The 19,288-nt window shown below is 67.9% G+C and carries 14 protein-coding genes and 1 pseudogene; 2 read left to right on the top strand and 13 right to left on the bottom strand.

The features are described from left to right. Positions 1-53 precede the first annotated feature (53 nt). Both ACZ4Z2_RS25355 and ACZ4Z2_RS25350 read left to right on the top strand, forming a co-directional pair. Complete coding sequence (locus ACZ4Z2_RS25355; RefSeq protein ID WP_468078942.1) at positions 54-455, top strand: peptidoglycan-binding domain-containing protein; 402 nt, start codon at positions 54-56, stop codon at positions 453-455. A gap of 231 nt (positions 456-686) precedes the next feature. Continuing rightward, complete coding sequence (locus ACZ4Z2_RS25350) at positions 687-1,109, top strand: peptidoglycan-binding domain-containing protein (RefSeq protein ID WP_468078941.1); 423 nt, start codon at positions 687-689, stop codon at positions 1,107-1,109. Between the two features lie 353 nt (positions 1,110-1,462). Here the strand turns inward: ACZ4Z2_RS25350 and ACZ4Z2_RS25345 are convergent, their stop codons facing one another. From ACZ4Z2_RS25345 to ACZ4Z2_RS25285, 13 genes and pseudogenes are all read right to left on the bottom strand, one after another. Beyond that, entirely contained in the window at positions 1,463-2,812 is a 1,350-nt protein-coding gene (locus tag ACZ4Z2_RS25345; protein ID WP_468078940.1) for a class I SAM-dependent methyltransferase, read from the bottom strand. A gap of 10 nt (positions 2,813-2,822) precedes the next feature. Further along, entirely contained in the window at positions 2,823-3,029 is a 207-nt protein-coding gene (locus ACZ4Z2_RS25340; protein ID WP_468078939.1) for a hypothetical protein, read from the bottom strand. 14 nt (positions 3,030-3,043) lie between these two features. Next, a complete protein-coding gene (locus tag ACZ4Z2_RS25335; RefSeq protein WP_468078938.1) occupies positions 3,044-4,171 on the bottom strand; it encodes an SGNH/GDSL hydrolase family protein in 1,128 nt (375 codons plus the stop codon). 895 nt (positions 4,172-5,066) lie between these two features. Continuing rightward, complete coding sequence (locus ACZ4Z2_RS25330; protein WP_468078937.1) at positions 5,067-5,954, bottom strand: nuclear transport factor 2 family protein; 888 nt, start codon at positions 5,952-5,954, stop codon at positions 5,067-5,069. A 574-nt stretch (positions 5,955-6,528) separates the two neighbouring features. Further along, the gene (locus ACZ4Z2_RS25325) at positions 6,529-7,431 is read right to left on the bottom strand and encodes a TIGR03619 family F420-dependent LLM class oxidoreductase (RefSeq protein WP_468078936.1); all 903 of its coding nucleotides are present in this window, start codon (positions 7,429-7,431) and stop codon (positions 6,529-6,531) included. Positions 7,432-8,391: 960 nt separating this feature from the next. Continuing rightward, positions 8,392-8,653: pseudogene (locus tag ACZ4Z2_RS25320) on the bottom strand (MobF family relaxase); the annotation flags it as partial. 176 nt (positions 8,654-8,829) lie between these two features. Beyond that, positions 8,830-10,692 carry an RICIN domain-containing protein gene (locus ACZ4Z2_RS25315; protein ID WP_468078935.1) on the bottom strand — a complete coding sequence of 621 codons (1,863 nt, stop codon included), beginning with the start codon at positions 10,690-10,692 and terminating at the stop codon, positions 8,830-8,832. Positions 10,693-10,876: 184 nt separating this feature from the next. Beyond that, entirely contained in the window at positions 10,877-12,757 is a 1,881-nt protein-coding gene (locus tag ACZ4Z2_RS25310) for an RICIN domain-containing protein (RefSeq protein WP_468078934.1), read from the bottom strand. 55 nt (positions 12,758-12,812) lie between these two features. Next, positions 12,813-14,576, bottom strand: coding sequence for an amylo-alpha-1,6-glucosidase (locus ACZ4Z2_RS25305; RefSeq protein WP_468078933.1), 1,764 nt, complete (start codon positions 14,574-14,576; stop codon positions 12,813-12,815). 63 nt (positions 14,577-14,639) lie between these two features. Further along, positions 14,640-15,482 carry a carbohydrate ABC transporter permease gene (locus ACZ4Z2_RS25300; RefSeq protein ID WP_468078932.1) on the bottom strand — a complete coding sequence of 281 codons (843 nt, stop codon included), beginning with the start codon at positions 15,480-15,482 and terminating at the stop codon, positions 14,640-14,642. Continuing rightward, positions 15,479-16,465, bottom strand: coding sequence for a carbohydrate ABC transporter permease (locus ACZ4Z2_RS25295; RefSeq protein WP_468078931.1), 987 nt, complete (start codon positions 16,463-16,465; stop codon positions 15,479-15,481). Before ACZ4Z2_RS25295 ends, ACZ4Z2_RS25300 begins: the two co-directional genes overlap by 4 nt. A 21-nt stretch (positions 16,466-16,486) precedes the next feature. Next, complete coding sequence (locus ACZ4Z2_RS25290) at positions 16,487-17,731, bottom strand: sugar ABC transporter substrate-binding protein (protein ID WP_468078930.1); 1,245 nt, start codon at positions 17,729-17,731, stop codon at positions 16,487-16,489. A 226-nt stretch (positions 17,732-17,957) separates the two neighbouring features. Next, positions 17,958-19,007, bottom strand: coding sequence for a LacI family DNA-binding transcriptional regulator (locus tag ACZ4Z2_RS25285; RefSeq protein ID WP_468078929.1), 1,050 nt, complete (start codon positions 19,005-19,007; stop codon positions 17,958-17,960). Positions 19,008-19,288: the final 281 nt, after the last annotated feature.

The following is a 19,288-nucleotide window of genomic DNA, read 5'->3' as shown; positions in this document are numbered from 1 at the left end:
CGGACTGCGGTGATCATCACCGATCACGGCACAATAGAAACGAGACGACGACTTTGCGCAGAAACATCGCGATTGCCTTGACGGCCGCGACGCTGATCACCGGCACCCTTGCCGCCCCTGCGGCATCTGCCGGCCCCGCCGTCGCTCAGGCGTACACCTGTCACTACACCGAATCGTCGAGCGGCAAGTGGTATGCCGGCTATTACAGCGGCGACACAGTCATTCCGAGCTCCACCGGAGTGTCGAGTTCGGGCATCGAGGCTCAGTGCCTGCTCAAGAGTGGAGGGTTCGACCCCGGCACGATCGACGGTGTCTTCGGGACGAAGTCCAAGGCCGCCGCGAGGGACTTCCAGGAATACATAAATGACTGGGCCAACCGCCCCATGCTGGTGGTCGACGGCATCGTCGGCCCCGAAACATGGTACTTCCTGCGTTGTTGCGCACCTGGAATGTGATGCGCAACCCCATGGGCCCCCGAGCAGCAGTCGCCGTGCCACCTCGGGAACTCGCTGATCGAACGGTTGCCCCGATGGATGGCCGCCGGGTGGTCGTGCATGACAGGAAAGCCTCCCGGCAGCTCGCTGGTGTCCCATCAACAGCTGCTTGTGAGGCACTCCTCTCCGACATCACAAGGCCGAAGCGCGCATCACCAGCGGCAGTCGACTGATGGTGATCACCACCAGACCGTGCACGAGAGAAACGAGACGACTTTGCGCAGAAACATCGCGATTGCCTTGACGGCCGCGACGCTGATCACTGGCGCCATTGTCCCTGCGGCATTTGCCGGTCCCGCCGCCGCTCAGGCATACACCTGTCGCTACTCGGAGTCGGAAGTGTATACGTATGCCGGCTACTACAGCGGCATGACGGCCATTCCGAGCTCCACCGGAGTGTCGAGTTCGGGCATCGAGGCTCAGTGCCTGCTCAAGAAAGCAGGGTTCGACCCCGGCACGATCGACGGTGTCTTCGGGTCCAAATCCAAAGGCGCTGCCAGGGAATTTCAGGCCCACCTGAACGACAGGGTCGGCTACCACGTACTTGACGTGGATGGCATTGTTGGCAGCGAAACATGGCCTGAACTGCGGTACTACGTAGGCGCCCACTGGTAGATCCAGCCCGTCCGCTCCACGTACCACGACTCGAACAATCCCCTGCGTATTTCACGGGACGCCTCCAGCTGGGCCTCGGGACCGGCCTCCTCGGCGACCGGTGTCTCTTCATTGGCACTGCCGGCGTGCTGGGCGAGGCGGACGAGTCGGGAGCCACGGTGCCCGGCTCCCCCGGCGCCGCCTCCGGCAGGTCGACCGTCGCCTCCGCGGCACTCGGCCACTTGGGAGCCGGCAAAGGCTTGCCAACCTCCTCGGCCTGCTGCTGCGGCACCGAACCCGAACCGTGGTAACGGGCAGCACGTCGGGCGGGCTGCGGCGTGTCCCACCCACGGACGGCACCGGACCGAACCGCGTCAGGCGAGCTGCGAGGCCGAGGTCCCCAGGAAATCCCTGCGCAACGACATGCCGGACCGGCCGTCACCGCCGGTCCTGACCGCCAGCACCTGGTTGACGCCCATCGTGTTGTTCTCGAACCCGACCGCCGAGGCAGCCATGTACAGGCGCCACACCCTCGCCCGCCCGGGCGAGGTCAGCTTGACCGCCTCGTCCCAGCGCGCTTCAAGGTTGGCAACCCACTCACGTAGTGTGAGGGCGTAGTGCTCGCGCAGGGACTCGACGTCACGCACCTCGAAACCCGCTTCCTCGAGCAGCGACACGGTGGAGCCGACCGGAGCCAGCTCGCCGTCGGGGAAGACGTACCTGTCGATGAAGGGGTCCATTCGATACTTCCCTTCGTCCCGCACAGGGCGCCGCGATATCTGGTGGTTGAGCAACCGCCCGCCGGGCTTCAGCAGTCGGTGCAGGATGTCCGCGTACGCGCGGTACCGCTTCCCGCCCACGTGCTCGGCCATACCGATCGAGGAGATCGCGTCGAAGGGGGAGTCGTCGATCTGGCGGTAGTCCTGCACCCTGATCTCCACCAGGTCCTCAAGCCCCGCCGCGGCGACACGCTCGCGAGCCAACGCCGCCTGCTCGACCGAGATGGTGACTCCTACGACGTGTACGCCGTAGCGTTCGGCCGCGTGCATGGCCAGCGAGCCCCAGCCGCAGCCCACGTCCAGCAGCCGCTGCCCCTCGCGCAGGGCGAGCTTGCGGCAGACCAGGTCCAGTTTGGCCTCCTGCGCCTGCTCCAGGGTGTCGTCGGATCCGGTGGACGGGTCACCATGCCAGTAGGCGCAGGAGTAGACGAGCGAGGGGCCCAGCACCAGGGCGTAGAAGTCGTTGCCCACGTCGTAGTGGTGACTGATGGCCGCCTTGTCACGGCGCAGGCTGTGCGCGGGACCGCGACGGCGCACCACCTCTTCGGCGGGCGGTGCCGGCGGGAGCCCGATCCCCGCGAGGCCGAGCGTTCGACTCACCGTACGCAGGCTGGCGGGTGTGGTCAGCACACTCAGCGCTTGGCGGAGCGCCGCGGTGCGGCTGCCGTGCTCGTCCCGTTCCCACAGCAGGATCGAGATTCGCCTCAGCAGCTCGTACAGGTCGCCGTCGACTTCGAGGTCTCCGGCCACCCACGCGCGCGCGAGCCCCAGCTCGCCGGGCCGCCACAGCAGACGGCGCAGGGCCTCACGGCCGCGCAGGACAAAAGCCGGCCCGTCTTTGGGACCGGCCGTGCTGCCGTCCCAGAGGCGGATTCCCACGGGCAGGGGGGAACCCAGCACCTGTTCACTGAAGCGGGCCAGAACCGCTGCGGCTGCTTCGGTCATGTGAAACCTCTCAGTTCAAAACGCGGGCCTTCTCCACCGGCCCCTCATCGGTCAGCAGTTGGTCGGCGTAGGAGCGGGGATAGGGAACACTTGTGTGACCGTGCCCATAGCGCTGTGCCTTGCGCAGCAGGGCGAGCCCGCCCTCCGGGCTGCCCGGTCGTCCGAAGCCGGGCAATAGGCCGCCCGCGACATCGCAGGCGCTGCTGTCGTGCGGCATCTATTGACTGACCGTCAGCTCTCGTTGTTCGTACGGCGCCTGCGCGCGAAGTAGACCGCGGCGCTGCCGGCCGCCACGACGGCGAGACCTGCACCCGCGAGGACGGGGGTGCTGCTGGACGCACCGGTTTCGGCGAGGTCTCCGTTCGTGGACGGCTCGTTCGCCCCCGTGTCGCTGCCGGTGCCGTTGTCGCCGCCCGTGCTGGTGCCGGGCTCGGGCGTGGCCGAGTCGTCAGGGGTGGGGGTCGGGGACGGACTCGCATCGGGCACGTCGGTGTCGGCGAGCTGCGCCGCGAAGGCGCCGGCGATCAGCTTGTGGCCGTCGGCGTTGGGGTGGGGGTCCTTCTTCGTGCACGCCCAGGTCAGCTGGCAGATCTTGGCCACGTTGGCCGGCACCTCACCCGCGCCGGGCACGTTGACCTGGGTGGTGAAGTCGTCCGAGGAGAAGGTCCTGGCCAGGTCCGTCACCTTGAAGCCGGTGGGCTTGTACACCTGGGTGATGCCCGTGTTGGCGGCCTCGACCAGGGGTGCCGACTCCTTGGCGGCCTGCTGACCGGAGGCGCCGAGCAGCCAGGTCGCCAGGAACGGGTTGTAGTACGTCGAGCCCATGAACCGGGTGTTCTTCGTGCCCGCCTTGCGGAGCGTGCCCGCGATCTGGGCGATGTTCTTCGCCATGCTCTGGCTGGTGCTGTTCAGGCAGGCCCCGTCGAGAGTGCCGGCCGGGCTGACGCATCCCTGGAGGATGTCGTTGGCGCCCACGCTGAGAGTCACGTAAGCGACCTTGCCGTGGTGCTGGGCCATGGCCTGCAGGGCGGCGTCCAGTTGGGACTTGGCGTGCGGGTAGTCGCACTTTCCGCCCTTGATCAGGGACTCGGTGGTGTCACCGGTGCAGCCCAGGCGTATGTGCTTCAACCCGGGGGTGCGCTGCTTGAGCTGCGCGTAGAGCTGGTCGGTGTAGGCGAGGTCGGTGTCCTTGTCGACCTCCGGCTGGTAGCCGGTGGCCAGGGAGTCGCCGAGCGAGATGTAGTACGTGGCGTCCTTGGCGCCGGTGTCCTCGGCGGCGGTGGCAAGTCCGGGCGTGCCCAGCACGATCGTCGTGGCTGCGATGGCAAGCCGGGGGCCGACACTTTGAAGGGGTCTCATTGCTTGTGTGTGCGCTTTCCAGTTTTTGGGGGTGCATGCCCGAAGGCGTGGCGTGAAGCGAGGCTGGGTGCGGCGGAACTCAGCCGATACGGTTTCCGGGCACCAGAAGAGGGCCTTGGTGAAGGCGCGGGGGGATTCATGCCTCCGTGAGCTGCGGGATCTGCCCGACTTTACATCGGAGGCATGGGCGTCAATTTAGCAAGGTGGTTACCGACTTGGCTATGGCAGGCCGACAAAGTGATGGTCGCTACGACGCGTGTAACCATCAGAAATGTCCGACCGAGCTGAAACCAGTCACCCGACTCGCCGGTAGCCACTCGTTGAGTGATCGACTAGGTGTCGAATGCTTCTCGCGGCGGCCCCGTCCACCCGCAGGACTGCCGGGGCGGGGTTGGTGCTAAGCGCAACATTCGGCCTGATTGTTCGACGGGTCGAATGCCGTCGATTACGGAATGAAGATGCCGGGATCGAGTTTGTCAGTCGGCCGACCTGGCCGCGGAGAATGCCGAGGCCAGGTCGAAATCCAGCGTGTCGTCAACTGCCCTTCGGCCGGGTGCAGGGCTTCGGCATTGTCGTGTGAGCCCGGTTCATGGCCGTCTGTCAGCTCGGTGGCACCCGGAACGAGGCAGGCACGGGTTTCCAAGATCATAGTTCTCTACGCCCGGTGATCCGAGTGGAAGACCATGCCTGTGGACGCATCATCGCTGATCCCGCGTGCCTTGACCAGCTCTGCAAGCATCCTGAGGTCGTATCCGACGAGGTCCCGCGCCTGCTGCGGCGGCTGGCCGAGGTGCCCGACCCACGAGACCCGCGCGGTGTACGGCACGCCCTGGTTGCCGTCGCGCTGACCGCGTGCGCGGTCCTTGCGGGGGCGAGGGCGAGGCTTGGTAAAGGGCTACTGCCCGTCGGCTACGACGTCCCAGTGTTCGATGATCTTTCCGTCGACCACGCGGAAGAGGTCCACGACGACGTAGTCGGAGCTGAAGACCCACACCAGGTCCCCGTCGGCGAGTGTCTTGCCGAAGCGGGTTCCGCCTCCGGTGCCGCTGGGCGAGGGGGCGTCCTGCGTGTTCTGCTGGAAGAACCGCTTCAGCGGGGCCGTTCCGTTCGGGGCGATCGGGTTGTGCTGGTAGTACCGAGAATCCCAGCTCGTGTCGATCACGGACGCGTCACCGTCGGAGAGCTTGCGGTACGCGTCAACGGCGAACTTCCGGTTCTTCTCCTCCTGCTTCTCGGACAGGTCCGGTTTCCCCTTCGGGTACCGGTACACGTCGCTGAACAGCGAGTTCCCGCTGGCCGTCTTCTTCGGCACGGTCTGCGTGATGCTCCAGTGCTCGACCAGCTTGCCGTTGTCGACCCGGAACAGGTCGGCCTTGGCCTGGCCGGTCGCCTCGTTCGTCGGAGTGGCCGACGCGTGCCAGTGCACGGCCACCAGGTCACCGTCGGCGGCCACGTGCTTGACGGTCGCCACCGCACCGGGGATCTTCGCCTTGACGTCCTTGAACTGCTTGATCTGCCCGTCGGCTCCGCCGGGCACCGCCTTGTCGTGCTGCACGTAGTCGGTCGCGACGAGTTTTTTCACGACGTCGGTCTTGTCCTTGTTGAACGCCTCCGAGTACAGGCGCAGAACGAGCTCCTTGTTCCGCTCCTCGGAGGCCGATGCCGAGCGGGCCGCGGCGGACGTCGTCGACGGGGCGGCCGGGTCGGTGCCGGACGTGCTGCTGCAGGCGGTCGCGAAGCAGGCCACCGCAGCGAGCCAGGGCAGAGTCTTCCGGTATCTCACTTGAATCTCCTATGTACGGTCAGTTCGGTTCTAGTGGGGGGCCACCGGGGTGCCGGCGGCGCGGATCGTGTGGGTGTCGCAGCGCACCTCGCCGCCCGAAGACGTGGTGGGTAGGCCAGTCGACGCCGTAGCGCACCCGCCTGCCGGCCTTGGCGTACGCCCAGGTCACCGCCTCGGTGAGGATGTCTTTGTCGCTGATGACGCTGCGCGCGGTTCGGCGGTCGCGGTCAGTGCGCACAGGATGTCCAACGCTGCGTCGGGGCGGATGCCCGAGGTGCCGGACACCCGCTGCCACTCGCGTTATGCGACTTACTGCGTGACCTTCTCGATGGTCACGTGGCCCACACCCAAGGTCATGCCGCATCCGTTACGCGCGGACTGCGATCCCGGACGAGATCACGGCTGCGCAGCGGCCGCTCCGGCCCCTCGATCGTTCCCAGCGGTCGGCCCCTACGGTGGGTAACCAGAGCCTGCCGGCCCCACTGTGGCGACTTGTGTTCCTGCGACACGCGGTGTGCGAATGACGGAGCACACGGTCGGCGGGGCGCTCTCGCCCGGTCGGAATGGCCGGCGGTCAGCCCTTGCCTGCCAGGTCGATCAGCTCGGCGGCGAAGGCGATGGCTCCGTCGACGCTGTGGACGGCGTACATGGAGTCGATCATGAAGTGATCGATGCTGGTGCGCTCATGGACCGCCTTGAGAGCATCCGCGACCTGCTGCGAGGAGGTGTCCGGGTCGATGTTGACCCGCAGGACCGCATCGATCGCGGACGGATCCCGGCCAGCCTCTTGGGCCAGCCGGTCGATGACCGCCCGTTGGGCCACCAGACCGTCGATGTCCAGGTAACTCGGCACGACGCACAACGGCAGCCAGCCGTCCCCGCGTTCGGCGACCCGCCGCAGTGCCCGCTCTGACAGTGCGCCCAGGTAGAACGGCGGTCGTGGGCGCCGTGCCGGCTTGAGCGGAGAGTGGTGCAAGGGAACCGAGATCGACTCACCCTGGTATGCGGCCGGGTCGGTGGTCCAGATGGCTTCCAGGGCGTCAAGCAGTTCGTTCATCCTGGCTCCACGGCGGGTGAAGTCCCCGCCCGCGGCTTCGTACTCCTCGGGCGACCAGCCGATGCCGAATCCAGGCAGCAGACGACCACCGCTTATTAGGTCGATGCTGGTCAGCGACCTGGCCAGTTGCACTGGCGGATACAGGGGGGCGATGAGTACGTGAGCTCCGAGGAGCACGCGCTCGGTGGCACTCGCGGCGATACCCAGGAGCACGAAGGGGTCGGCGGCCGGGTTCAGTTCGGCCGGGATGGTGTTGCCTTGCCCGCCATAACCGACCTTCGGGTTGACAGCGGCGAGGTTGCGGTCGCCAACCCACAGACTGGCAGCCCCTGCATTCTCGACCTTCCGGGCGAACTCGGCGGTCCGGGCGATGCCCAGGGCCTGCTTGTGGAACTGCGGGAGTGCGAAACCGATCTTCATGGTTGTTCTTTCTCAAGTGGAGGGAGGCGACTTCGCAAGAGCAAGGATGTGCGCCATCCGGAACGTGTCGGTCTGTGCGGGTCAGTGCCCTTGGCAGCAGGACTTACCCGATGTCCGGCCGGCGCCCTGCGCGCCGATGCGCTGCGCCGCCTCGACTCGGGCCCGTCCCGTATCGGATTGGGCGTCGTGGACCACCCGTCCGCAAACCAGGGTGTACTGGACCATGTGGCGCGGATCTCCTTCACGGGCACCTTGGTGATGTCCCGGTCGAGGACGATCAGATCCGCCCGCTTGCCCGGACAGACGGTTCCCGGGTTCCCGTCGTGCAACTGGTGCGCCGCGCCCGCGGTGTGCAGTGCCACCCGCACCTCGACGACGAGCTGGACACGACCGGTTCGTTGGCTACGAGAACACCGCTCGTAGCCAACGAACCGGGTCGGCTCTGCGTATCAGCCGATCGGAAAGCAGTGGACACGCAAGCAGGGATCCGACGCCGCCACGTTGACCGTCTCGGCTGGGGCAGTCAAAAGAACGGCACCGGCCGTGGCGGCGACCAGGAATGCACCGACGAAGCCGCGGAGAGCCCTCTTCTTCATTGCTCACCTTTCCTTCACAGATTGACCGGATTTCCGGGCTTGGTGGACATGCTCACTTTCCGCGGCACTGTTCAATGCGTCAGGCAGGTGCCCTCTCCCGACCCAGCGGCGGCACCCCGAATGCTGAGTGGTTAACCTCTTAACCACAAGCTCGTACGGGACTGTTGAGGTGCTGATCGGCGCCGCCCGCAGAGTCGGTGTCAGCAGGTCTGGCGGATATAGCCGTCCGCACCCTCGGAAACGGCATGGTGGTCGCGTCAGGCGATGTTCAGCGGCCCGCCCCGGCAGAACGCCTTCGACAAACACTTCGCGGTTGAGCGGGAGACCGACCGCCGACCTGTCCCACTCACGTCGGTCCGCCTGCAGCGGCAACATTCTCATCGGCGTGCGCGATGTCGACCACCGGCCGCACCCGCGCCCACACCGCCGCGGCCGCCGCCCGCGCCCGCGCTCCGCCAGTCGGTCGATGACGTCGGCGCCGTAGGCCCGGGTTGCTGGGGTCCGCCATCGCCCGAGGGAGCGGGCAGCCGACGGCCGGGCGTCACCTCGCGCGGCTCCCACGCCCACCCGAGCCGGGCGGACACCTCCTCCATGAAGTAGAGGAGGTAGAGGGTGTCGGCCGCGATTGAACTGGGTGGGCCAAGGAGGTAGCTGCTGGCGGTTGAGGGCGTCGAAGTTTTCCGCGAGCCGTGGGTTGCGCACAGGGCCCGGAAGCGGGCGCTGATCTCGTCGGCGAGGCGGTGGTGGCCTGTGAGGGCTCCCTGCTGTGGCCGGGAGCCCTCATCGGGGGAAGGGACGCGGGTCAGCGCATGCCCTGCAGGCGCCAGATCTGGTTCTTCTTGGTGCTCAGCGCGCTCGCCGGGTCACAGGGCCACTGGTGGATCTTCGCTCCGGCCGCGGTCGAGATCTCGCTGACGTCGACGCACTTGCCGCTGTGGACGGCGGCCAGCTGGTAGTCCTTGCTGTTGCCGAGCGCGGTGACGGGCTTGAGGGTGAACATCTGGTTCGTGGAGCCGTTGCAGGTGTACTGGCTGACGGCGGCACCGTCAGCCGTGGACGCGTTTGCCACGTCCAGGCACTTGCCGCTGTGCTCATTGACGATGGTGTAGGTGTCCGCCCGCCCGGCGACCGGCTTGAAGTCGAGCATCTGCTGGTAGCCGCCCTCGCAGTAGTACTGCTGGTACTGCGTGCCGTTGGCCGTGGACAGGTTCGTGTCGTCCAGGCACTGACCACTGTGCTGGGCGACGGCGACGGTGGAGACGGTGGTGTTCGACGGCGGCAACAGGGTCACGGTGTAGCCGTCGGAGGCGTTCGTCCACGGCACGCTCACCGAAGCCGAGTTGCCGCTGACGGTCAGGGTCTGGTCGGAGACCGTCTCAGGACCCGTCACCGCGCCGCCACCGTTGTTCGGTATGCGCTGGACGATCGCGCGGACCCGGCTGTTCTCCACCACGCTCGTGGTGTCGAGGCGGTTGAGTCTGACCGTGACGTTGCCCGTGTTGCCGTTGCTGCCCAGCAGGATCTTCGCGTTGCGAGCCGTGTTGTCCTTCGTCGCCAGGGCGTCGGTGTTCGTGCCGGCCGTGACCTTCACGACGTTCCCCGTCTGCGAGCCGTAGTACCGGTAGAGGAACCACTCCCCCAGCGGCAGGTACTGGCCGGCGCTGTTCTTGGTGAGCAGCTTCGCCTGGAAGTCGTGCAGGTTGTTCGCGGACGCCCAGTTGGCGCGCAGGCCGTCGGCCCCTGCCCGCTCCAGACGGGAGATGTACCAGCCGCCCCGGCCCGGGTTCTGCTCGGTGGGGCTCTCGTACTCGTTGACCTGGAACGCGCGACTTGTGGTCATCGACCGGGCCGCCAGCTTCGACCGGACGGCGGCCGAGTCGACGACCGGGTCGCCGGGCAGGTCGTGCCAGCTGTAGATGTCCGGCTCGACGTTGTTGGCCTTGACGTAGTCCAGGTACGTGTCCCACCAGGACGAGCCGGTTGACGCGGGCTTGCCGGCGGTGCTGGGGCCCACGACGACCGCGTTCGGGAAGACCGCGTGGATCCGCTGGTAGGCGCGCTTCCACATCTCCAGGTACTGGGCCTGGGGCCGGTCCCAGAAGGGATGCCAGTCGGGTTCGTTCCAGATGTCCCACTGGACGTCGGTCATGCCGGCCGCCTGCGCGTCGGCGAGCAGACGGTCGTAGAAGGCGTCGAAGCGGGACCAGTCGCCGTTGTCACCGGGGAACGTGGGGCTGCTGGTGCCGGTCCCGTCCGAGCCCCACAGGTCGTGCGGCAGGATGACGAAGGTGCCGCCCAGCGCCTTGGTGCGCTGGTACTGGGCGCGGGTGGAGTTCCACCGGCGGTCGTACTTGCCGACGACCCAGCCGCCGGGGTTGTCGAGCTGCGCGCCCCCGGCCCGCATGAACTTCCACTTGATGTCCTTGTAGAAGTGCTCCTGCGGCAGCGAACCGTTCTCGGACATGCCGTAGATCGTGCCCGAGGCACGGTAGGTGGGGGCGCCCCCGGCGGTGGCGAAGTCGACGGCGACAGTGGTGTCCGCGGCTTGTGACGAAGCGGCGGGCACCAGGGTCGCGGCCAGGGTGGCGAGGAGGACGGCCGCGGCCGCGGCCGATCGGCTTCTGGTGCGGGTGATCGGTCCTGAGGGTGTGGTGAGCGACTTCATTGTGCGGCTCCTGGGGAAGGGAGAGGAGGGGAGGGGAGGGGAGGGAAAGAACCGGGGCGCCATCGGTCCCAGGGCTTGAGGGAGGCTGCCGGTCAGCGGCGGTTGTGCCGGCGTGCGTGGGCTTCGGCGAGGAGGAGGTAGCTGCTGGCGGTCCAGGTGTAGGCGCGCGGGGAAGGGACGCGGGTCAGCGCATGCCCTGCAGGCGCCAGATCTGGTTCTTCTTGGTGCTCAGCGCGCTCGCCGGGTCACAGGGCCACTGGTGGATCTTCGCTCCGGCCGCGGTCGAGATCTCGCTGACGTCGACGCACTTGCCGCTGTGGACGGCGGCCAGCTGGTAGTCCTTGCTGTTGCCGAGCGCGGTGACGGGCTTGAGGGTGAACATCTGGTTCGTGGAGCCGTTGCAGGTGTACTGGCTGACGGCGGCACCGTCAGCCGTGGACGCGTTTGCCACGTCCAGGCACTTGCCGCTGTGCTCATTGACGATGGTGTAGGTGTCCGCCCGCCCGGCGACCGGCTTGAAGTCGAGCATCTGCTGGTAGCCGCCCTCGCAGTAGTACTGCTGGTACTGCGTGCCATTGGCCGTGGACAGGTTCGTGTCGTCCAGGCACTGACCACTGTGCTGGGCCACCGCGACGGTGGAGACGGTGGTGTTCGACGGCGGCAGCAGGGTCACGGTGTAGCCGTCGGAGGCGTTCGTCCACGGGACCGTGACCGAGGCGGAGTCGTTGCTCACGGTCAGGGTCTGGTCGGAGACCGTCACCGGGCCGCTCACGGCGCCGCCGTTGTTGTTGGGGATACGCTGCACGACGGCGCGAACCCGGCTGTTCTCCACCACGCTCGTGGTGTCGAGGCGGTTGAGTCTGACCGTGACGTTGCCCGTGTTGCCGTTGCTGCCCAGCAGGATCTTGGCGTTCCTGGCGGTGTTGTCCTTCGTCGCCAGCCCGTCGGTGTTGGTGCCGGGGACGAAGTTGACGATGTTGCCGGTCTGGGAGCCGTAGTACCGGTAGAGGAACCACTCCCCCAGCGGCAGGTACTGGCCGGCGCTGTTCTTGGTGAGCAGCTTCGCCTGGAGGTCATGCAGGCCGGCCCCCATGGTCCAGTTCGCCCGCAGCCCGTCCGCGCCAGCTCGCTCCAGACGGGAGATGTACCAGCCGCCACGGCCCGGGGTCTGCTCGTCGGGGTTGGCGTACTCATTGATTTGGAACGGGCGGCTGGTGGTCATGGAACGAGCGGCCAGCTTGGCCCGGACGGCGTTCGCCTCGGTGACGGGGTCGCCGGGCAGGGAGTGCCAGCTGTAGATGTCCGGCTCGACGTTGTTGGCCTTGACGTAGTCCAAGAACGCGTCCCACCAGCCGGATGCGGCTCCGGCCGGGCTGCGGTAGTTGCTGGGGCCGACGATCACCGCGTTCGGGATGGCGGCGCGGATCTTCTGGTATGACCGCTTCCACATCGCGAGGTACTGGGCCTGGGGGCGTCCCCAGAACGGGCTGTTGTCCGGCTCGTTCCAGATGTCCCACTGGACGATCATGTTGTTGGCCTTGACGTCCGCGATGAGCCGGTCGAGGAAGCTGTCGAACAGCGTCCAGTCGCCGTTGTCACCCGGCCAGCCCTGACTGGTCGTGCTGTCGGCGCCCCACAGGTCGTGCGGCAGGAGGACGAAGGTCCCGCCCAGCGACTTGGTTCGGTTGTACTGGGCCAGCGTGGAGTTCCACCGGGTCTGGTAGTGCGCCAGGCTCGTGCCGTAGCCCCCGCTGTTGAGCTGGGCGCCGCCGGCCCGCATGAACTTCCACTTGATGTCCTTGTAGAAGTGGTCCTGCGGCAGCGAACCGTCCGGGGTCATTCCGTAGATCGTCCCCGATGCACCGTACGCGGGGGCGCCCCCTGCGGTGGCGAAGTCGACGGCGACGGTTGTGTCGGCGGCCTGGGCCGGCGTTCCGGGCAGGACGACGGCGGCGACCGACGCCAGCAGGGCTGCGAGCGCGGTGAGGGTGCGCGGGTGGGCTCCCGTCCGGGCGGGGCTGCTTGTGCCTCCGGATCGGGGAAGGGGGCGGGGTACGTGGCGCATGGCGGGTCTCCCGGGGAGGGGTGGTGTTGCCTGGGCGGGGCGCCCAGGGGGTCGGTCAGCCGCTGGTGTGCGCGGCGGGTGCGGGTGCGGTGGGGCGCAGTTCGTGGGCTTCGGCGAGGAGGAGGTAGGCGGCGGCGGTCCAGGTGTAGGCGCGGTCGCGTAGACCGGTGCCGGTGAGGGCGTCGAAGTTCTCGGCGAAGCCGTGGGTCTCGCAGAGGGCGCGGAAGCGGGTGCTGATCTCGTCCGCGAGGCGGTGGTGGCCGGCGCGGCGCAGCCCGTCCTCGATGAGGATGGTGGCGGGGGCCCAGATCGGGCCGCGCCAGTAGCCGTCGGGGAGGTAGTGCGGCGAGTCGGGCTGTTCGGTGGCCAGGCCGTGGGGGGTGAGGTGGTTTTCGATCCGTTCGGCCAGGGTCTTGCCGATGTGTTCGGGCAGGTGTTCGCCCAGGGCCATCGGCATCAGGTCCAGCAGGCTGGAGCTGTCCCAGGTCTGAGAGGTGTCGACGCCGCGGGCCACGAACCGGTCGCCCTTCCACAGTTCGTCGAGCATCGCGGTCTGGGTCGTCTCGGCGGTACGCATCCAGCGCCGGGCTTCGTCGGGCCGGTCCAGTTCGTCGGCCAGTGAGGCGAGTTCGTGGAGCTGGAGGGTGAGGAAGGCGGCCAGGTCGGCGGTGACGACGACGCGTTCGGGGTCGAAGGTGGTGGCGTTGTCCCAGCCGCTGTCGTTGCCGTGCTGGTAGTGGGGCAGGGCGGCGCCGGGTGCGCGGCGGGCGGTGAGCCAGAAGTCGGTCCAGCGGGCCAGCCGGTCGTACGCCTCGGTGAGTTGCTGACGGGTGAGCGGTTCGGGGAGGCGTCGGCGCAGCAGGCCGAGGGTCCAGCCGTGGATGGGGGGTTTGACGAAGTTGTGCAGGACTTCGGAGTGGGTGACGGAGTCGGGCAGGGCGCCGGTCTCGTCCTGGTGGTCGAAGGGGAGGGAGAACTGGTCCCAGGCCAGGTCGGGGGCGCCGGGGGCGAGGGCGAGGGCGTTGAAGCAGTGGTCCCAGCTCCAGACCTTGTCCATCCAGTGCTTGGACATCAGTACCGCGGGCCTGGTGACCAGGCCCGCCGGGCGGACCGTCGTGGACCACAACACGTAGGCGGCGAGTTCGGCTGCCGGGGTGGCGGACGAGCGCCATGGGGCCACTGCTTCGATGAAGGCGGCGAAGGCGCGCTCCGCGGCCGTCACAACAGCATCGAACGTCTTTGAGGAGGTGTAAGGGACGCGTGCGCTGTCGAGTTCTTCGACCGCTGCTTCCCAGACTCCGCCGGGAGCGGGGGTGAGCGTGAGACCTCGTTCGCCGGTCCCGAGGGTCTGGCTGCCGGAGGGTTGGGCGACGGTGCCCGACAGTACGGTGACCCGGTAACGGCGGCCGGTCTCATAGGAGGTGAACACGTACGCACCGTCCACAGGATCGCGGTAGAAGTAGGTGCCCGCGAAGGGGGTCAGGGCCTGCGCGGCCGCGTCGATGCGCAGGGCGAGTCCTTCACCGCGCAGGCGGACGGTGTCCGGGGAGGGGTAGGCGAGGGCGACGCGCCCCTGCTCACCAGTCCAGCTGAGCAGGCTTGGAGTGGCCTCGACGCGGGTCCCCGCGCGCTCGCCCGTCGTCGCGTCGAGGGGTGTGAAGCGCAGGATCGCGTGCATGCCGTTCTGGTGCGAGACGAGGTGGAGGTCCTCGGCCCGTGTCTTCTCCGCGAGCACGGGCGAGATGCCGAACCAGGACCCGTATGTGCTGAAGGGGATGTCATAGATGGAGAAGGGCGGGCCGGATCGGGCGGCGGTCATGTGGCGTGACTCGTTTCTCGGGCAGGGGTGACCGGCGGTGGTCGTGCGGTGATGCTGCGGTGGTCAGTCCTTGACCGCGCCTGCGGTCACGCCGGCGGCGACGTAGCGCTGGGCGAGGACGAGGATGACCGCGGCGGGCAGGGAGGCCACGACGGCGGTGGCCATGATGGCGTTCCACTCCTGGTTGTTGTTGCCGATGTAGTGGTAGATGCCGAGGGTGATCGGCTGGTGGGTGCCGCCGCTCGCGAGGGTGCTGGCGAAGATGAAGTCGGACCAGGACCACAGGAACGCGAACAGCGAGACCGTGACGACCGAGTTGCGGCTCATCGGCAGTACCACGGACCGGAAGGTGCGCAGCGGCCCGGCTCCGTCCATCTGCGCGGCCTGGAGCAGTTCGCCGGGGATGCCGGACATGAACGCCGTGAAGATCAGTACGGCGAAGGGGACGGCGAGGGTGGAGTCGGCGACGATCAGGCCGGGCACGGACTGGAGCAGGCCGAGCTGGAGGTAGATGGCGTAGAAGCCCATCGCCATGATGATCCCGGGGATCATCTGGGCCACCAGGAACAGGAAGCTGAGGACTCCTCCGCCGCGGGGGCGGAGTTTGGCCAGCGCGTACCCGGCGGGCGCGGCCAGCGCCACGGTCAGCACCACCGTGCCCAGGCCGATGACGAGGCTGGTGGCGAGGTAGGGAAGCTGCTGGTCGAACACGGCGCGGTAGCCGGCCAGGGTGCCGTTCGCGGGGAACAGCTCTGGCGGGGACTTACGCATGTCCTGCTCGGGGGTGAGGGACACATTCAGCATCCAGTAGACCGGGAAGAGCATCACCGCTGTCAGCAGCAGGCCGATGGCTGTCTTTCCCGAGCTGCTGCGGCGCCGGTTCGGGGATGTCTGCGCGATCGTCATGACAGTGCCTGCTTTCGCTGGACCTTCAGGTAGATCAGGCCGAACACCAGGGCCGCGACGACGAGCAGGTTGCCGACGGCCGCGCCGGGCCCGAAGGCGGGCAGGAGGTTGCCGAAGCCGAGCTGGTAGGACCAGGTCGCGAAGGTCGTCGAGGAGTCGGCGGGGCCGCCCTTGGTCATGATCCAGATGATGTCGAAGACCTTGAGCGTGTAGACGAGGCCGAGCAGGAGGGTGATGGCGGACACCGGGCGCAGCAGGGGGAAGGTGATCCGCCAGAACCGCTGCCAGGCGTTCGCGCCGTCGAGGGCGGCGGCCTCGTACAGGCTCCCGGGGATGGACTGCAGGCCGCTGTGGAGGACGACCAAGTTGAACGGGACGCCGATCCAGATGTTCGCGATGATCACCGAGGTCAGCGACCAGTCGGGCGAGGTCAGCCAGTTCACCGGGCCGACGCCGACGGCGTGCAGGGCCGCGTTGACGATGCCGGAGTCGCTGTTGAGCATCCACGACCAGGTCGAGGCCGACACGATCAGCGGCAGCAGCCACGGCACCAGGAACAGCGCCCGCAGGGTGGCGGAGAGCCGGAAGTGCTGGTGGAAGAAGACCGCGAGGGCCAGGCCGATCGCGTACTGGAAGGCCAGGCACACGGTGGTGAAGACGACGGTGTGCAGCAGGGCGGGCGTGAAGGTCGGGTCGTCGAAGATCTTCGTGTAGTTCGCCAGGCCGGTGAACGGGGCGTCGCCCTGGACGAAGGAGCGGACGGTGTAGTTGCGCAGGCTGAGGTCGAGGTTGCGGTAGAGCGGATAGGCGTAGAAGAGGGCGAGGTAGCAGGTGACCGGGGCGAGGAACGCCCATGCGGCCCACTGGGGGGAGGTCGGGCGGCGCCGTGCTCGCGCGTCGGCCCGCCGGGGGGCGGCGGTGGCCGCCGCCCCCTTACGGACCTGTGCGGGCCGACGGTCCGGCATCTGTGTCAGGTGGTTCATCTGCGGACCGGCCGTTCCCGGCTACTGGATGGCGGACTGCGCCTTGGCAAGCGCGTCCTTCGGCGACTGGGCGCCGCTGAGGGCGGACTGGACGGCCTTCCACAACTGCTCGGAGATCTTCGGGTAGTGGGTGCCCAGGTCGTCGCTGGTGCGGCCCTTGGCCGCCCTGACGGCGTGGACCCAGGGCTCCAGCTCGGGATTCCCAGCGATCTGCTTGTCCTGGACTTCGGCGGTGGGCGCCACGTAGGACAGGGTGGTGTCCGTCGCGAGCAGGTTCTGCGCGTTGGTCAGGCAGGTGGCCAGCTTCCGCGCGGTGGCATAGCGGCCGGTGTCGCTCTGCACCGGGACGGTGACGAACTCGCCGCCGGTCGGGGCCGCGGCGTTGCCGCCGTTGACGCCGGGTATCGGCAGGACGCCGTAGTCGAAGCCCGCCTTCTCGGCGTTGGCGAGCTGCCAGGTGCCGTTCTCCGCGAACGCGTAGTCGCCGCTCGCGAACTCCTGCCAGCTGGTCGTCTGCGTGTTGTTGATGACCGAGTTCGGGGCGTACCCCTTCTCCAGCCAGTTCTTCCACAGCGACAGCGCCGATACAGCCTCGGTCGAGTCGAGGTCGACCAGGTCCGCGCGGGAGCCCCAGAACCACGGCAGGAACTGGAAGCTGCCCTCCTCCGTCCCGATCGCGGAGAACGTGATGCCCTTCTTGCCGGCCTTCTTCACCTTCGCCAGCGCCGCCGTCAGCGACTTCCAGTCCTTCACCGAGGCGATGTCCACGCCGGCCTTCTTCAGCACCTCCTTGTTGTAGTAGAGGGCGAGGGTGTTGGCGCCGATCGGCATGCCGTAGGTCTTGCCCTCCGACTGGCCGGCCGCGAGCAGGTTGGAGTCCACCTGGGAGGTGTCCAGCTTGTTCTCGTCGGTCGTGGTGAGGACGCCCGCCTCGGCCAGCGTGGAGACCACCGGGTTGTCGACGATGAGCACGTCGGCGGAGTTGTCCTGCTGGGCCGCCAGCAGCGCCTTGTTCGACAGGTCGCTGGTGTCGAACGCGGTCCGCTTGACCTTGACGCCGGCCTTGGTGCCGCAGTCGTCGAGCAGCTTCGCCCAGGCCGAGGTCTTGTCGAACTGCGGGTAGGGGTCCCAGATGGTGTACGTGCCCCCGTCCGCGTCCTTGGCGGCGCCGGTGCTGCCCGATCCGGAGGAACAGGCGGTGCCGACGACGGCGACGACAGTCGTCAGGGCCGCGGCGATGAGACGGCGGCTGGTGGTTCTACGCATGGCGGGTTCCTTGGTTCCAGGCACAGCGGTGCCGTGAGAGAGGCGAAGAGGGCATACGGCACACCGAACGGCCGTGTCAGGGGCTCGGGTCCGGGTGGCCGGTGCAGAGAGGGGGGAACGGGAAGGCCCGTGGTCTGCGGTCAGGAAGTGCGGTGACGGAGGTTGCGGTGCCGGGAGTCCCGGCTCGAGGCATCCCGGCGGGAGTTGCGGCTACGCGGGGTGCGGTTCAGCCCGGGTTGATCGTTGTCGGGGCCTCGGCGAAGGAGGTGCCGCCTGCGGGGCCGGTACTGGCCCGCAGGGAGATCGGCGGGGCGAGGAGGTGGTGGCGGGGAGCGGCGCCGGGGTGGTCCAGGCGCTCGATGAGCAGGTCGACGGCGCGCCGGCCCATCTCCTCCGCCGGTACGTCCGCCGCGGTGAGCTGCGGGGTCACCGTCTGAGCCCACCGGGACGCCACCACTCCGGTCACCGAGAAGTCGCGCGGTACGTGGCGGCCCGCGTGGGCGAGCCCCCGGTAGAGACCGCCGAGGGCGGCCTCGTTCAGGGTGACCAGGGCCGTGGTGGCCGGGTCGTCGTGCAGGATCTGCTCCAGGCAGGCCTGCCCCGAGGCGGCATCGTCACCACAGCAGTACGTGCGCACGGTCAGCCCGCGTTCGGCTGCGGCCTTGGTGAAGCCGTCCAGCCCCCGGTGGGCGGACTCGTAGCCCGCCCGCAGCAACTGCTCGGGCCGGTTGACGAAGGCGATACGGCGGTGGCCGAGGTCCGCCAGATGGTGGACGCAGGCCGCCGTGAGTGCGGTGTGGTCCAGGCCCACCCACCAGCCGCCTTCCGGATGGGCGGTGCGGCCGATGGCGATGGAGGGGAAGTCCAGGGCGGCCAGGTGATCGACCCGGTCGTCCTGCAGCCTGATCTCCATCAGGATCGCTCCGTCGACCCGCCGCTCCCCCAGCAGCCGCTGGAACGAACGGTCGCTGTCCACACCACTCGGCGACAGCAGCACGTCGTAGTCATGCGCCGCCGCGGCCTCCACCACACTGCCGATGAAGTCGAGCTGCATCCCGGTGTAGTGGTTGCCGGCCGGTGGGAAGACCAGACCGATCGTGCTGGTCCGGCCGTTGGCCAAGGCCCGCGCACTGGCGTTCGGACGGTAGTCCAGCTCATCGATGACGCGCTGGATCTTCTCGCGCGTCTCGTCCGACACCGGACGCTTCCCGCTCAACGCGTACGACACGGTGGAACGCGAGACACCGGCCCGCTTGGCAATCTCACCGATGTTCACGGCGACTCCTTACTCGAACCGCTTCCCTCCGGTCACCGGAGGGGGCCACGCGGCGGTCTGACCGCCCTCACCGGTCATCGAACCGGTTCGGTGAAGCGAAGATAAGAACACCTCACAGCACTGTCAACGCCTGTGATGAAACTTCTCGAAACAGTGCTGTAACTCCAGATGATCAGCAAACACCGCGTACTTCGGGGATATTGCCATGAGCTTTCCCCGATGCTAGGTTCCTGCGAACCGGTTCGATGAAGCGATCCCTCCGGTTGCAACGACCCGCCCAC

It is taken from the genome of Streptomyces sp. NPDC030183, assembly GCF_055573455.1.
Note: the sequence above shows the minus strand (reverse complement) of the source record. Positions and strands in the feature narration are given on the sequence as shown.